Origin of the sequence: Sporolituus thermophilus DSM 23256, assembly GCF_900102435.1 — a bacterium.
GTDB classification, from domain to species: Bacteria; Bacillota; Negativicutes; order Sporomusales; family Thermosinaceae; genus Thermosinus; species Thermosinus thermophilus.
On sequence record NZ_FNBU01000014.1, the window covers coordinates 1 to 15,799 of the forward strand.

13 protein-coding genes are annotated in these 15,799 nt (G+C 54.0%); 4 read left to right on the forward strand and 9 right to left on the reverse strand.

Annotated features, from left to right (window positions below):
• Positions 1-653: 653 nt before the first annotated feature.
• The 7 genes from BLQ99_RS09170 to BLQ99_RS09200 all read right to left on the reverse strand — a co-directional run bounded on the left by BLQ99_RS09170 (position 654) and on the right by BLQ99_RS09200 (position 9,775).
• Complete coding sequence (locus BLQ99_RS09170; protein WP_093690270.1) at positions 654-1,799, reverse strand: M20 family metallopeptidase; 1,146 nt, start codon at positions 1,797-1,799, stop codon at positions 654-656.
• Between the two features lie 22 nt (positions 1,800-1,821).
• Positions 1,822-2,529 (reverse strand): nucleoside recognition domain-containing protein, encoded by a 708-nt coding sequence (locus BLQ99_RS15190; protein ID WP_093690272.1) that lies wholly within the window; start codon positions 2,527-2,529, stop codon positions 1,822-1,824.
• Positions 2,530-2,665: 136 nt separating this feature from the next.
• Complete coding sequence (locus BLQ99_RS09180) at positions 2,666-4,198, reverse strand: sigma 54-interacting transcriptional regulator (protein WP_216093653.1); 1,533 nt, start codon at positions 4,196-4,198, stop codon at positions 2,666-2,668.
• Positions 4,199-4,230: 32 nt separating this feature from the next.
• Positions 4,231-4,908: a uracil-DNA glycosylase gene (locus BLQ99_RS09185; protein ID WP_093690276.1), complete on the reverse strand. Its 678-nt coding sequence runs from the start codon at positions 4,906-4,908 to the stop codon at positions 4,231-4,233.
• 111 nt (positions 4,909-5,019) lie between these two features.
• Positions 5,020-7,110, reverse strand: coding sequence for a CHASE4 domain-containing protein (locus BLQ99_RS09190; protein ID WP_093690278.1), 2,091 nt, complete (start codon positions 7,108-7,110; stop codon positions 5,020-5,022).
• A gap of 190 nt (positions 7,111-7,300) precedes the next feature.
• Positions 7,301-8,575: an ArsB/NhaD family transporter gene (locus BLQ99_RS09195; protein WP_093690280.1), complete on the reverse strand. Its 1,275-nt coding sequence runs from the start codon at positions 8,573-8,575 to the stop codon at positions 7,301-7,303.
• Between the two features lie 288 nt (positions 8,576-8,863).
• The gene (locus BLQ99_RS09200; RefSeq protein WP_093690282.1) at positions 8,864-9,775 is read right to left on the reverse strand and encodes a hypothetical protein; all 912 of its coding nucleotides are present in this window, start codon (positions 9,773-9,775) and stop codon (positions 8,864-8,866) included.
• Between the two features lie 94 nt (positions 9,776-9,869).
• Between BLQ99_RS09200 and BLQ99_RS09205 the strand changes: the two genes are divergently transcribed.
• The 3 genes from BLQ99_RS09205 to BLQ99_RS09215 all read left to right on the forward strand — a co-directional run bounded on the left by BLQ99_RS09205 (position 9,870) and on the right by BLQ99_RS09215 (position 12,161).
• Positions 9,870-10,118, forward strand: coding sequence for a GlsB/YeaQ/YmgE family stress response membrane protein (locus BLQ99_RS09205; RefSeq protein WP_093690284.1), 249 nt, complete (start codon positions 9,870-9,872; stop codon positions 10,116-10,118).
• Between the two features lie 249 nt (positions 10,119-10,367).
• Positions 10,368-11,333: a bile acid:sodium symporter family protein gene (locus BLQ99_RS09210; protein ID WP_093690286.1), complete on the forward strand. Its 966-nt coding sequence runs from the start codon at positions 10,368-10,370 to the stop codon at positions 11,331-11,333.
• Between the two features lie 663 nt (positions 11,334-11,996).
• A complete protein-coding gene (locus BLQ99_RS09215; RefSeq protein ID WP_093690288.1) occupies positions 11,997-12,161 on the forward strand; it encodes a DUF1540 domain-containing protein in 165 nt (54 codons plus the stop codon).
• Positions 12,162-12,289: 128 nt separating this feature from the next.
• On the opposite strand, the gene BLQ99_RS09220 is transcribed toward BLQ99_RS09215, so the two are convergent.
• Entirely contained in the window at positions 12,290-13,492 is a 1,203-nt protein-coding gene (locus tag BLQ99_RS09220) for an MFS transporter (RefSeq protein WP_093690290.1), read from the reverse strand.
• Between the two features lie 218 nt (positions 13,493-13,710).
• Here BLQ99_RS09220 and fcl point away from each other — a divergent pair, with 218 nt between their 5' ends.
• Positions 13,711-14,640 carry a GDP-L-fucose synthase gene (fcl, locus tag BLQ99_RS09225; RefSeq protein ID WP_093690292.1) on the forward strand — a complete coding sequence of 310 codons (930 nt, stop codon included), beginning with the start codon at positions 13,711-13,713 and terminating at the stop codon, positions 14,638-14,640.
• Positions 14,641-14,707: 67 nt separating this feature from the next.
• On the opposite strand, the gene gmd is transcribed toward fcl, so the two are convergent.
• Positions 14,708-15,793 carry a GDP-mannose 4,6-dehydratase gene (gene gmd, locus BLQ99_RS09230; RefSeq protein ID WP_093690294.1) on the reverse strand — a complete coding sequence of 362 codons (1,086 nt, stop codon included), beginning with the start codon at positions 15,791-15,793 and terminating at the stop codon, positions 14,708-14,710.
• Positions 15,794-15,799 lie beyond the last annotated feature (6 nt).

Genomic DNA, 15,799 nt, shown 5'->3' on the forward strand with positions numbered 1-15,799 from the left:
CCCACCGGCTCTCTGCCTCGGCCCGCTTGTCGCCTGCTCCCAGTCATCGCTTTTGCATTATTTTTTTATTAACCGCGAAGGACGCAAAACACGCAAAGGGCTATGCGCGCGACAGTTGTCGCGTAATTCTTTAGCTTGAATTTACCCTGTTCCAGCGCGGCAAATGCCGCGCCGTAAACCCTACGCGTAACTTCGCGCACTACCCTGAAAAACGTAAAACCGCAAAGGCCGCGAAGAACGCAAAGGGCTACGCGCGCGACAGTTGTCGCGCGAGATTAGTTCATAAACTTACTTTTCATGCTTTGTGGTGCCAATTTATTGGCATGAATATCTTTGCGGTTTCATTTCCCCTACCTCATACCTCATACTTCATACCTCATACTTCATACCAAAATACAAAACCCCGCGAAAGTCCCTATCCTAAGCTATTTTAAGCCAGATAAGAAACCTTCCGCAGGGTCTTTTATACCCACGGTGTGATGCGCATAGTACGCGCACCTGCGCCGCTCGGTCCAGTCCCGTTACACAGCGGAACCCTAGGCGCACTCTCTTATCGCCGATATGTAATTTTGTATACATTATACTAAAACAATCGCCTACCGTCAATAGTCGTTGGTAAGTTCCCAACAGAACTTACCAACGACTAAATCTTATCAGACGGCATCAATGCACAGCGCCAGCAGTTTGGCCCGCTCTATAAGGCCGTCAATTTCGATATATTCCCGTTCACTATGGTTTAGTCCGCCGCGCGGCCCCATGGAGCACACGGTCGGCGCCCCTACCCGGGTCGTCCAGGCCGCGTCAGAGCCGCCGCCGACGACAAAGCCGCCAATCTCCTCAATGCCAAGTTTGCGTCCCTGTTCCTGCACCAGTTTAAACAGGCTGAGCACCTTATCCGTGGTTTCCATCGGCATGAACACAATTTCGTCGCCGGTCAGCACCGTTTCCGTACCAGGGACATACGTCCGGGCCGCGATTTCCCGCACCGCCTGCAGCACCTTTTCCGCTTCCTCGACTTTGGTAAAGCGGATGTCGACCTTTGCGTACGCTTCCGGCGGAACAACGTTTTGGGCCACTCCGCCCCGGAACACGCCGACATTCACCGTCGTCCCGGTTTCCGGATTGGTGAGGTTGTGAAGGTCGATGGTCTTATAGGCCAGTTCAAGCACGGCGCTGGCGCCCTTTTCCGGCTCATTGCCGGCATGGGCCGCCCGCCCTTTTACCGTTAGTTCGGGAATAATCACCCCTTTGCGGCCGATGACGACCCCGCCGTCAGGGCGCCCCGATTCCATATTGAACACCGCATCCTTGCCCCGCGCTTCGCGTTCGAAGATTTCCACGGCGTTAGTCTTGGGATGGGCCGTTTCCTCGTCACCACAAAAGAAGACGGTGATATTTTTGTCATTCCAGCCATGCTCATACATGGCTTCCAGCGCAAACAGCGCCGCCGTGATACCGCCTTTCATATCCAGGACGCCCGGACCATAGGCCTTGCCGTCCTTGACCGTGAAGGGACGGGCGGCGGCCGTGCCTTTAGGGAAGACGGTATCCATATGGCCCATAATCATTACCTGCTTGTCGCCGGCGCCCTTTTTCCGGGCCAGCACATGAGTGCAGGCGCCAGGATACTCGAGATATTCGACAGCAAAACCCAGCTCGGCCAGCTTGCCGCCGACAAGGCGCGCCACCTGGTCAATGCCTTCCGGATTGTCGATACCCGAGTCGATATTCACCAGGCTTTCCAGAAAACGCAGCATAGTTTGCTCTTTGGCGGCAATTGCATCAAGAATCTTGTCCATGAAGACAACCTCCCCATATATTTTAAATAAACAGGCGCATCAGCAGCATGCCGATCGCGGCGTCCAACAGGCAGATGGCAAACATCAGCGGATGATACTTGGGGTTAGTGCCGGCAACGATGACAATCCGCACATAGTGGCCAATCAGCGTCCCCATGAGAATGACGCCGGGATAGAGGATGGTAGCCTGCTGGGCCGTCAGCAAGCCCCGCCGGTAAAGGTCGGCCGCCAGTGTGTTGGTAATGGGCGCCGAAGCGGCATATTGGTATGCAACAAAGGTGGTACGCTCGTCATCGGTAATGTGCCCGTTTTCTTTAAGCTGGCGGGTCAAAACCGAGCCAACGTCCGAGCTGTTAAGACTGGCGACGAACGCAAGGCCGCAGATGCCAGGGATACCCAGCAAGGGCCTGAGCAGCGGCGTGAACAACTTGCCCGCTGCCCGCAAAGCGCCGAAGTGCTCACAGACCTCGACGACACCTACCGCAAACATTACGGTCGGGAAGAGGACAAAGGCTTCCATGAACCCCGTCCTGGCGCCGACACCTCCTTTGCCGACCAAGTCGGTGCCGAATTTGCCGTTAAGGACGACAAAGTCAAACGCCGACAACCACTTAAGTCCCAAGGCATCACCCAACACCTTGAACAGGCCGGAAAACATCAGGATGAACACCGCCAGGGCAATCCAGCCTTTAAGGCTGACTTTGTCATGGTCTTTGGCTGCTTCGCTCATAACCTTTCCTCCCTTTGAAAAGTTTACAACTTTACATTGCAAATTCCATGCCAAAAGAAAAAAGACCGCAATATGCAGTCTTTTTCACTCAAACACATTATAGTTGGTTGAATAATAAGTCGATTAATAGGTGTTCTTATCCTGTTTTCAAACCAATTTCTGTCCGGAGGACAGCCCACAGCTCTTCTCCGGCCGGGGTGATGCGGGTGGCCTGCCGGCCCCGGCCGCTGGCCAAAAGCCCGGCGGCTTTGAGGTGCTCAAGCCGGCGCCGAATGGCCTGTTCACTGAGGAAAAAGCCCCGTTCGGCCATCCGCCCGGCCAGCTGGCCGCGGCCCAGCGCACAGCCGAGTGTTTTTGCTTCCCGCAGAATATCCAAAAGGGCAAAATACAGCGGCAACTCCTGCCGGTCGAGGTTGACCGGCAGCCGGGACGGCTCGCTTTCGATTAAAGAAGCCGGCAGAGCAGCGCAGTTGGCGGCTACGAACGGGCCGCCGGCCCGCCCTGACGCGTTGTGGATGGAGTGGGCGAACAACTCTTTACCGGTGCCGTTCTCGCCGAGAATGAGCACATTAAGGTCGCTGGCCGCCAGTTTCCGCGCCGTCTGAATCGTAGCGCGGATTGCCGGCGATATTCCCAAAATATCGTCAAACGTATAGCGAGCCAAATGGCCACGGGCTTTGAGCGCGCTGCGCACCTCACTTTCCATGCGTATAACATCGGTTACGTCGCGCAGAGCAACCACACAGCCGTCAATCATCCCGCCGCTGTCTTTGACCGGCGAAACGGTTACATGGTAGGTCTTCCCGGCCATTTGTACCAGGTTTTTCCCGGCAATTAACTCATACTGACTACTAAGACAACCGCGCAATCCGGGAAAGACGTCAAGCAGCCATTTGCCGGTCGGACTATCGTCACCACCGGTCGCCAGCCGCCGGGCCACATCGTTAAGCACCCGGATATTGCCATTATTATCAATCGCGATCAGGGCGTCCTCGACGGTGTTCAGCACCGTCCTAATCTGGTTGTGCAGCGTCTCAATATGCTTGACGGCCTGCTTGAGACGTTCGGTCCGCCGCACTATTTCCCGGGAATAACGCAAAGTAAGCAAACCCGAATTGTCCAGGGGATAATTGATAATATGCGCAATTTCAACCAGGCTGGCCAATTCCACTTCCCGCGAACCGATGTCGATGACTTTTTTTATCCAGGGGGGAAGTCCATCCCGGTCGCCGGCCACAACTGCCGTGGTTATGGTCTTGCACAGTTCGTGGTCGTCATCGTACAGGGAATAGCACTCAATGTGCGACATGCCCAATTCCCGGATGGACGCGGCCAGTTCCCGGCAGCCAGCGGGGTATTTATGGCAGACAAGAACTTTTGTCCCGTTAGGCAGCGCCAGCAGCGCGTCCAATGCGGCCACCCCGAGGGATCGGCGAGCTACCAACGTGCGGGTAGCGGGATGAATATGGGGAGCGGCCAGGGGAAGCACGGCGCTACTGGAGATAACCGCCACATCGGCTTTAACCGGGGCGGTAGGGAGCGCTTGCGGACGTTCCAGGCAATAAGACTGGATTATAACATTATCGCTTGCAAAGAAGCCGGCCAATTGGCCGGCTATTGATTTGGCTGTCGTCTCTCCTAAAGCAAACACGGCGATACAGGCAGTCATCATTATCCTCCCCGCATAAAGCAGCGCTGCCGCTAAGCCTGCGCCCTCCCCCTGTCCAGCCGCTCACGCCGCCGCTTAGCATAGATGGCAAGCAGGTCAGGCGGCGGATCTGATTGCAAACAATAGTCCGGAGCCAATTCGGCAAGTCTTTCCACCGCCGCCTTCAAATCATAGTAGACCTCCCATTTGGCGCGGACCAAATCCTGGCCGGTCAGGCGGAGCAGGTAAGCAGGATGGTAGGTAGCGATGGCCGGTATGCCGTACTTGGTCGTGAACCACCGGCCGCGGTCTTTGGTGATGCGGGCATTGGGCTGGTACAGGTATTTAAGGGCGACACTACCCAGCGCGACGATAACTTTCGGCTTTACCAGGGCAACTTCGGCATCCAGCCACCGGCCGGCGCAAACTTGTCCCTCTTCGACAGTCGGCGTCCGGTTGCCGCGGGGCCGGCATTTGACGACATTGGTAGTGTAAATGCGGTCGCGGGTAATGCCTACACTGGCGAGGGCCCGGTCTAAGAGTTGTCCGGAAGGGCCCACGAGCGGTACGCCGTACTCGTCCTCGACGCCGCCAGGGCCTTCTCCCACCAGCATCAGGGGGCTGTCCGGCGTTCCATTATACGAAGTCGGCCCCCGGTTGCCTTCCCGACAAAGCGCGCACTGGCTGCACGCCAAGAGCGCCGCTTCCCATTCGGCATGGGTCTGAACCATTCTTGTCACCTCTATTAAGACCTTAAAAGCAGCTTACATTTCTACAACTATTATAATATATTTGTCCGTGATTGGCGTGGGCAAGATTTCTTACTTTAAAATGGCCCATCATCAGGCACGGCCATCACCACTTGCTTCCGCACTTTTACCGCCGTCCATCCAGTTAACAAAAATATCCACCAAGCGAGGGTCAAACCGTATCCCCGCCAATTTTTTTATTTCCTCAACAGCGGCGTCATGGCTTAAGGCCTGGCCGCCCGGCTCGCCGCTTGTCATGTTGTCGTAGGCGTCTAAAATAGCCAATAAACGGCATGGCAACGGAATTTCCTCGCCCTTGAACCCGAGCGGGTACCCGCCGCCGTTCCACCATTCATGGTGCTTTAAGATCCAATCGGCAATGGGCAGGAGGTCGGGTACGGCCAGCGCAATGCGAAACCCGATTTCGACATGGCGTTGTTTAGTTTCCTCTTCGTCCGGCGTAAAACCGCCCCGTTTGGCAAGAACGTCAGGCGGCAAGCCGACTTTGCCGATATCGTGGAACAAGGCAAACAACTTAAGATCGCGCTGATTAAAGTCGGTCAGACCGCAAGCAAGGGCAAACTCAACAATCCTGTTCTTCAAACGCCTGGCGTGGCCGTTAGCGGATGCATCCCGCGCCACCAGCGCTTTTTTCAAAAGCGGCAGGAGCGAACGGCGCAGTTTGCGACTACGTTCAAATTTCTCCCGGTACATGGCGTTATCAGCTTGTCCAAGGAGGGATAAAATGTCCTCTTTGCTCGCCAGGCCCGTGGCCGTACCTAAGGAAATGCTCAGCGGCAAAGGCGCGGTTCGGTTGGATCGGTTGTACTCAGTCACCGCGGCGCGGATCGCGGTGCATAACTCTTCGGCAATTTCCGGCCTGTCGTCATTGATTATCAGAACAAATTCGTCGCCGCCGACGCGAGCAACCGCGGCATTTTCGGGGCAGCACGCCCGCAGCAGGTCGGCAAACGCCTTAAGTAGCTCGTCCCCGCAGTTGTGGCCAAAAATGTCGTTAACAAGTTTCAGCCCGTCCAAGTCGCAAAAAACGACGTTGATAGCCCGCTGGCCGGATTCCTGGAGTCCTTGCAGCCACGTCTCGATAAAGGCCCGATTGTATACGCCGGTAAGCGCGTCATGGAGGCTAAAATACCTTAGCTGGGCCTCAGCCTGCTCCAGGGACGCCAGCATGCCGTTAATGGCCGTCGCGAGATTGGCGAACTCGTCTTTTCCCTTTATCGCCAGCCGTCGCGACAGGTTGCTGGCAGCTCCGATTTCGGCAACGCCGCCGGCCAAAGCCTTCAGTCGGTCCAACACCTGGCGCTCCACCACCCAGAACGCCGCGGCCATTACCACAAAGCCGACAAGAATTAACGCCAACAGATAGTAGCCGATGGCCGGCATGACCCCCCAATAAAGTTTCCTGCTATCCACCAGTTTGAGCAGCACCGCCGGGTTGCCGTGAATATCAGGCAAGATAAGATACCCGGCAATCGTGTTATTGTCTAACAAAGTTACGAACGGTGAATTTCCTTGTTTCAATGCCGTGCGGGCCTGGCGAAAATCTTCCGGCAGCCCCTGTTCGTCAACCGGCTTGACTGTAAACGACAATTGGACCGTATCGGCCAAGCGCTTAATCCGGTCATCGTCCAGGTAACGGCCAAATAGCAGCATCCCCCGCGCCGGCCCGTTGCCGCTCGAGTCCAAAATCGGCTCGACCACCACCAAGAGCGGTCCTTCCGGCAGCATGACAATACCCTTGACCGGCCGCTTTTCCTGGCCAAGCGTCAATAGCGACGGTGGCAGCGGCAGTTCCCGCCGTCGCTCTAAGTCATACCCTTTGCCGAAAATCAGCTTACCTTCATTGTCAAAAAAGATAATAAAATTGATTTTAGGGCTTATAAAGATGGTTTCCTCCAAATTACTGGCAATATACTCACGGTTGCCGTCCACCACAAACTGGTAGGTATCGTCCCACACCGCCCAGTCGAAAACCTGGTCATCCAGGACGGCGATATCATAGGCAATTACATTGGCCGCTCTGGTCAAGTCTTCCATTACTTCCAATTTTTCCAGTTCCGCGAGGCCACGGAGCAGCACCATGTGGGTAACAGCATACATAACTGCGGCCGCCCCCATCAATATCGCCAGAAACAAGGCAAGCAGCTTTTTGCGTATCGTCACGGCTTCCTCCGGAAAATTCTTTAAAGAATCATTTTCTGTAGAATCACTTTATTTCGCAAAAAAGAGAAAATATCCTGCTGTGACAAGAAGCAAATACCGTCCGGGCGCGACCGGCGCGGGTTCTACACATTCACGCACGGGTAACTCCCCCAAAATTAAAACCGGGCAGCCGCCCGGTTTTCTCAGCCTATTAAAAAAATCTCAACCATAGGTAAATATGACTGACAATAATGCTCATAATCATCATGGGAAAAGCAATCTTGGTAAAGCTTAGAAATCCAATGCTCAGGCCCCGTTTTTCCGCCATACTGGCCACGACAATATTGGCCGAGGCGCCAATAAGGGTGCCGTTGCCACCAAGGCAGGCGCCCAAAGAAAGCGACCACCATAGCGGATTGAGGTCGGTAATGCCGCCCAGCCGACCCATGTCCTGAATAAGCGGGATCATGGTCGCGGTAAAGGGGATATTGTCGACAAAGGCGGAGGCAATGGCCGACAACCAGAGGATAAGCGACCCGGCCAGCGGAACATTGCTGCCGGTAACCGATAGCGCCGCTTTGGCGACCATTTCAATAACGCCGGTGTGCTCAAGCGCACCGACGATAACGAACAGGCCGACGAAAAAGAAGATAACGCCCCATTCGACCGCCTCAAAGGCGTGATCCGGCTCCATTCGGGTTAAAAGCAATAATAGGGCTGCGCCGGCAATGGCCACCGTCGCCGATTCAAGGTGCAGCGCCTGGTGCAACACAAAACCGAGGATAGTTAGGCCAATGATAACCAGGCATTTCTTTAACAGCACCGCATCTTTAATCTGCTCTCTTTCATCCATGGCCAGCACCGCCGCCTGCCACTGGGGGTCGCAGCGCAGGCTCTGTTTATACAGAATGCGGAACCAAGCCATGGTCAGAATATGAATAACAATGATAGCCGGCGTAAGAGCAATGACAAAATCCATGAACCCCAGCCCGGTAGCGCTGCCGATCATGATATTGGGCGGGTCGCCGATCAGCGTCGCCGTGCCGCCAATATTGCTGGCCAGCACTTCCGCCATCAAAAACGGCAGCGGGCTTATCCGCAGCCGCTCGGCAATCGAAAACGTGACCGGCACGATAAGCAGTACGGTAGTAACATTGTCCAGCAGGGCAGAGAGCACCGCCGTGACCGTGGCCAGGGATACCATGATCCAGGCCGGGTCGCCTTTTACCAGTTTGGCTGACCAAATGGCCAGAAATTCAAATATACCCGTGTGGCGGGTAATGCCGACGATCACCATCATGCCAATCAGTAAGCCGATAGTATTAAAATCTACTACTTCAATCGCTGCTTCCTGCGCGAGGACACCGGTTAGGATGACAAGGACGGCGCCGATAAGCGCCACTACCGTCCGGTGAATTTTTTCCGCCACGATCATGGCGTAAACGGCCAAAAAGATGGCCGTGGCGATAGATGCTTGCGTTGTCATTTTTTCCTCCCTAGCAAAAATCTTATGTTTTGGCAAAATAACATTACTTCGCCAGTACCTCCCCCCTCCCGTTTAGTATGTCAAGTAAAAAATGCAAATAGAGGAGCCTGTTTGCCAGACTCCTCCTAAAATTAAACACCATTATGCTTTTTTGCGAATTTATTTTACCATTTATTAACTATTGATGTCAATTATTCCGGGCAGCTATTTCTATAAATTTGTCAATTACTTCTCTGTCCTTGTTCATCCCGTATCAGCCATGCCACCTGGCGCTCAGGCCGGCAAAGTCTATTTACTCCCATCGCCCGACGCCGGCCGCGGCTTAACCCCCGACCAACGGAAATTCATTATTTTGTTGAGCATGTCAAACCAAAACGGCGCTCCCAGCGAAACGGCAAAGGTCGTTAGCAAAAGTCCCAGCAGTTTTTGCAGCCACTGGCCAAAACCCTGGGGAAATTCACGCCACCCCAGCGGCAGCTGCGGATCGGTGACCTTGGCAGCGTAGGTACGGGCGACCTGCCGGCCAGCTACCAGGTCATCGGGCCGGGCATTAGCCGCCTCCACCGCGGACAGGACAATGGTGCCGCGCATGGCCGTATCGTGGTAGATGCGGCCGGCAATTTCCAACGTATCGGCGTTCGTCGCCGCCGCAAGTCCCAAGGCGACGAGAAAAACGACCAGTTGCATTTGCTTGCGGTACCAGGCTGACAGCTGTTCCATTGTACTGATGAACCACTTTTCCAGCATAGCCTGCAGCTTCGCCAAGTTTCCCTCGGCCTGCTCGGCAAACGCAACCAGCATATTTTTTAAATCACAGTCTACCGCCTTCGCCCCCTCCACCACGCTGGCGAAAACGTTGATTTCGCCAGCATCCTGCTCCGGACAACGGGCTTTGACAATGTCCAGCAGGGCGACGGAAAAGCTTTGCGCCGGTATATAGGCCGGCTTATCGACCGCCATAACGCTAAACAGACCCCGCATCGACTCTGTATTTGACAGCGTGTTTATGAGCGGGTGATTATACAAATCATCCACCAATTGATCGTTTTTCAGCATGCTGCGCAGCCCTGCTTCCATCATGCGCGGCCTTAGCTTCAGAAAGGCGGCGATATATTCATTGATGACCGTGCAAGTCAGACTGAGGACCGCATACACGAAGGCAATGCCGATAAGTACTTCGAGAACTACGGAACCGAACATTTCTCTCCCCCCGAAAACAAAATTTCTTAAAGAGCATAACTTTTGCCCTGTTAGGCATACTAAAGCTAACGTTAACTCTTGTGGAGGCATCACTATGCTTTGGTTTTTAGTTATCGGCCTTGTTGCTGGCTGGCTGGCCAGCCAAATCTCCCGCGGCAGCAGTTTCGGCCTGGTTGGCAACCTCGTCGTCGGCATTGTCGGCGCCTATCTGGGCGGCTTTCTCTTTAGCCTGCTCGGCCTGACCGCTTACGGCACCATCGGCTCCATTATCATGAGTACCATCGGCGCTGTTATTTTACTCTGGGCGCTGCGGATGGTCACCGGCCGAACACCGGCTAAATAGCGGGATTTAACGCAAAGCAGGGCGCTGGTGCCCTGCTTTTATTTTATGCGGCAACACCAAAAGCGCCACTCCTTGCGCTTTAATAGCGCAAAGCTTGGCGCTGCTCTCTTTTTGTTGCCTTTCTTGTCATAGCGCGGGCTAGCCCATTCATTCGGTGCTTTTCCCTGATACATTACAATGTTAAAATGAATTAAGCGGAAAAAGTGCACTAACGATTTTTTGCCCCAATTCGCAAAGGAGGACCTGTTCATGACCGCTGTCTTCTACCGCTGGAATGAATGGTTGGGCAAGCGAATGTTCTTACTTGTCCTGTCCGCCATGGCTATGGGCTTTTACCTAAAAGCCCCTGACACGCCCACGCTGCGGGCCGCGGTGATCGCATTTTTCGCCTATATGACCTTCATTACCGCCTTGTCTACCAGTTTTCGCCAGTTTGTGAAAGTACTGCGCCGGCCGGCGGCGCCGCTGTGGATACTTGTGCTGGTACACGGCGTCACCCCGTTAGTCGCCTGGCTGGCCGGAATAATCTTTTACCCCGCTGACCTCTACATCCGTATGGGGTATCTGGTCGGCGCCTCTATCCCGATCGGCGTCACCTCCCTGATCTGGACGTCGCTGGTCAAAGGGAACTCCTCCGTTTCCCTGGTCGCCATCACGCTTGATACGCTGATTACTCCGGTGTTCCTACCGCTGTTCTTCAAGGCGTTTATCGGGCAAACGGTACAAATTGACTATCTAAAGATGGTGCTGGAACTATTAGCCATGATCACCCTACCCAGCCTGATCGGCATGATGCTACACGACTGGTCGGAAGGCCGGCTGGCCGGTTTTGCCAAAGGCATTGGCGGTTTTACATCGAAACTGGCCTTTTTTGGCGTTATTTTTATCAACGCCTCGCTGGTCTTATCCGAACTAACCTTCGACCTCTCGCTGGTTAAAGCGTTGCTCGTCACGCTGGGCGTATCGGCGTCCGGCTATTTTATCGGCTATCTGGGCTCCTTCGCTTTGCGCGAACGCAGCCCGGAAATGATCATGACCATGATTTACAATGTCGGCATGCGCAACATTTCGACCGGCCTGGTACTGGCCCTCGCCTATTTCCCGCCCGCCGCCGCCATCCCGATTATTACGTCTATGCTGTACCAGCAGCCGCTGGCAGCCATCATTCCCCATATCTATAAACCGGCCGCTGCCTCAGCGCGCCCCGGGCGTTGACCGGGCCGCGTTGCCGGCCGTCCTGCCGTAATGAGTGAGCCGCCATCAGGAATACCGACCCGAGAATATAACAAAACTGCAAAAACAATCATGCCAATAATTGGCGCCACAAACAATGGAAGCAACATTATCCCGCCACTTTTTCGCTTACCGCTTTCCATGGTAGGACAAGAAAAAAAGCCCCTGTCCTGGCGACAGGCAGCTTAGATACTTAAACCAATCGAAATAACCGCATGAGTTCGGCGTCAACATCGGGATCAACGCCGCCCAGGTCGTCAGCAATACCGCCAACATTGACTAGTTCCGGCTGCTGCGCCATCCTTCCCCCTCCTTTTCCTAGCCCAAAATAAAATTAATGTATATTGTATCCATTAACATAAAGCAAAAAGACCCTGCGAAAAACCTCTCACCCGAAGGCAAGAAACTTTCCGCGAGGTCTTTTATCCCTACGGTGTATGCGGCATAAGCCGCATTTGTATCGCTTGGTCCAGTCCTGCCAGGCAGCGGAACCCTAGATACACTTTCTTGCAAATATTTGTTTTGAATACATTATACCGAAACATATGCACCCAGTCAATATACCATCCCCGTTTAAAATAACCCCTCGGGTGCATGATACGAGCATACCGTGTAAATACTACATGGCGAAAGGAGGGATTCGCCATGGCTGATACCCTAGCAGGCGTTAAATGCACGGTTCAAAACTGCAAATACTGGAACAATGGCTACAGATGCTCTGCCCCGTCCATCGAAGTAAATGTCGACGGCGGCGGCGCCTCGGCAAACAGAAGTCACGAGACAAACTGCCATACCTTTGCTCCAAGATAGCGCTAAAAGGCATTAGAGACACTTCTCTAATGCCTTTTTCCATACCGACGTGCCAAGCAGCTATAAAGCCATAAAGACGTCATTATTGCTTTCGCCCCTAATGCCGACAAACTGAAACCAAAGGTCTACTAGAAGGTTTTGTCTTTGTTTACCGCCGGCTCGCCCATATTAGAAAAGGTACTATGATGAGTTTCGGCAGCGAAGTTGAACAACCACTGGGCGCTGACGGCGCCGAGCGTTAAAATCAGGCCAATGGCCCAAAAACTATAGACAAGACCAAAGCTGTCGGCGATCAGGCCGCACACCACCGGTCCGACAAACATGCCGGCGCCATAAACGGTCTGAAAATAGCCCATCGCGGTTGTTTTCTTGGCCGGGTCAATGTTTTTGAGACTCAACGCCATCAGGACAGGAAAGAGCAGGCCCCGGCCAAAACCGCTGACAAACTGGGTGGCATACAGCTCCCAAATACTGGTGCAGTAGGGGATGGCCACGCACGCAATAATCGTGAGGACAAAGCCGATAAGCAGCGTCCGCCTGATGCCCACCCGCTCGGTAAAAAAAGTGCCGCTGAAAAACGAGGCGAACACCCCGGGCACGGTAAAGAGCGCTGGCAGCATCCCCAACTCAAAATTGGTAACCCCGATCTTCCTGGCCACTACCGGAGTAAACCCGTAAATTGCGCCATAGGTTAACAACTGCAAAATCATGGCCAGCAGGGAAGTTAGCGCCAGCATGGGCTCCTGCGCCATTTTAAAGAGATCACCGAGGCGTACCGCCGCTGGTTTTGCCACCGGCGCGTCTTTTACAAAGAGGCCAACCAGCAGCCCCAGTGAGCCGCCAACCGCTCCCAGTAAAAACGTCGCCCGTTCACTGATATACATGGCGATAAGGCCACCCAGAAAAAGCGCCAAAAGCTGACCGCCGTTGCTGACCGCGTTAATGATCCCCATGGCTTGGGGCGTCCGGTCTGCCGGGTAATAACTCACAAATAAAATGGTATGCAGTACCCACGCCGTCGCCGCGATGCCGGCCAGACCGCGAAAGAACAATAATCCCCACACACTATCGGTATACCAAAGGCCGAACCCGCTAACGGCGCAGAATACCAGCCCCCAGATAATAAATATTTTCCGGCGGCCAAAAAAGTCGGATACTACTCCCAAGGGGAGCCGGAGTGCCATCTGGGTGAAACCGTAAGCACCGGTGATAAGTCCCACCATTTTGTAGGAAGCGCCGAGCGACAGCGCATAGCCCGGCAAAATCGCCACATATGTATACAAGGAAAACCAGCAAAACCCTACGGCAACCCCCAACATTACCCGTTCCACCCATTTTTCCTCCTAACCCCAGAAATGCACAGGTCTTCTTCATATCTTTCAAGACACCACTAACATAGTCCTTTTTTAAAAACTAAAAATTGGCAACTAGAGGACAGATTTGGCTGACGACAAGAAAAAACCGTAGCAGCCTTAACCGGCGCCGCATACAATACGGTAGCCCAAAGCGGCAAAAGCCAGCCGGGGCTAAAGAAGAGGGAGGTGTCGCTATGCGCAAAGACGCAAAGATCTATGTAGCCGGCCACCGCGGCCTGGTAGGCTCGGCCATTGTCCGCGAGCTGCGTAGCCAAGGCTATGATAACCTCATTACCCGCACCAGCGCCGAACTGGATCTGCGCTACCAGGCCGTCGTCGACGCGTTTTTCCGCGCCTCCCGCCCGGAATACGTCTTTCTCGCCGCCGCCAAGGTCGGCGGGATTTTGGCTAATAATCGCCATCCCGCCGAGTTTATTTATGATAACCTGGCAATCGCGACGAATGTCATTCATGCCGCCTATTGCTACGGTGTGAAAAAACTGCTTTTCTTAGGCAGTTCCTGCATCTATCCCAAATACGCCCGCCAGCCGTTAAAAGAGGAATATTTGCTTACCGGCGAACTTGAACCGACCAATGAATGGTATGCGGTGGCGAAAATTGCCGGGGTTAAGTTATGTCAGGCCTACCGCCGGCAATACGGCGCTAACTTTATTGCGGTCATGCCGGCCAACCTATACGGTATAAACGATAACTTTGATTTAGAGACTTCGCATGTGCTGCCGGCCCTGCTGCGCAAATTCCATGAGGCCAAAGCCGCCGGCATGAGCGCTGTTACCGTCTGGGGCAGCGGCAACCCGCGGCGCGAGTTTCTCTATGTCGATGATTTGGCCGAAGCGTGCTGTTTTTTGATGCAAAATTATAACGACGAAGAAATTATCAATGTGGGAACCGGGACGGACATCACCATTCGCGAATTGGCCGAACTTATCCGGGAAATCGTCGGTTTTAACGGCGATATCGTTTACGACCGGACGAAACCGGACGGCACCTTTCAGAAACTGCTCGACGTAACGAAAATTAACCGACTGGGCTGGCAGGCGAAAACCGGCCTGCGCGAGGGGATTGAGAAAACATACCGTTGGTTTAAAGACTGTTTAAATTAAAGGCGGGATGCCATCGGAAAAGGCGGCTACAGCCGCGGAAAATACGGCGGCAGCCGCCTTTTTTATGTTATTCGGCATAACTGCTAACCGGAAAACCATGTTTCTGGCATAAGACGTCCCGTCTGGCTTGCTCCAGGTCGGCCTGCACCATCATTTTTACCAGTTCGGGAAAGGTAACTTTCGGCGTCCATCCTAGCTTGGCCCTGGCTTTGGCCGCGTCACCAAGCAATAGGTCAACTTCCGTGGGCCGGAAATAGCGGGGATCGACTCTGACCAGCACCTGGCCGGTAGCGCTGTCCACGCCTACTTCGTCAAGACCGGCGCCGCGCCAGTCAATCTTGGTGCCGACATTGGCAAACGCCAGCTCGACGAATTCGCGGATGGAATGGCTTTCGCCGGTGGCAATGACGTAGTCGTCGGGGCGGTCTTGCTGCAGCATCAGCCACATGGCTTCCACGTAATCGCCGGCAAACCCCCAGTCGCGCTTGGCGTTTAAATTGCCCAAATACAACGTGTCCTCTAGTCCCAACTTGATGCGGGCCACGCCCCTGGTAATTTTGCGGGTAACGAAGGTTTCGCCCCTAAGCGGCGATTCGTGATTAAACAGAATGCCGTTACAGGCAAAGATGTTATAGGCTTCCCGGTAATTGACGGTAATCCAGTAGGCATACAGCTTGGCGGCGGCGTAAGGGCTGCGGGGGTAAAAGGGAGTGGTTTCCCGCTGCGGCACTTCCTGGACTTTGCCGAACAGTTCACTGGTCGAGGCCTGATAAAAGCGCACTTTTTCCGTCAGTCCCAAGATGCGGATAGCTTCTAAAAGCCGCAACGTCCCGATCGCATCGCAGCTGGCCGTATATTCCGGCGTTTCAAAGGAAACTTTTACATGACTTTGGGCCGCCAGATTATAGACTTCGTCGGGCTGCACCTCCTGCATAATCCGGATGAGATTGGCAGCATCGGTCAAATCGCCGTAATGCAGGAAAAAATTCACATTAGTTTCGTGCGGGTCCCGGTACAAGTGTTCAATCCGCCCGGTATTGAACAGCGAGGCCCGCCGTTTGACGCCGTGGACCTCGTAACCTTTTTTTAGTAAAAATTCCGCCAAATACGCCCCGTCCTGGCCGGTGATCCCGGTAATGAGCGCTTTTTTCATTGGTTA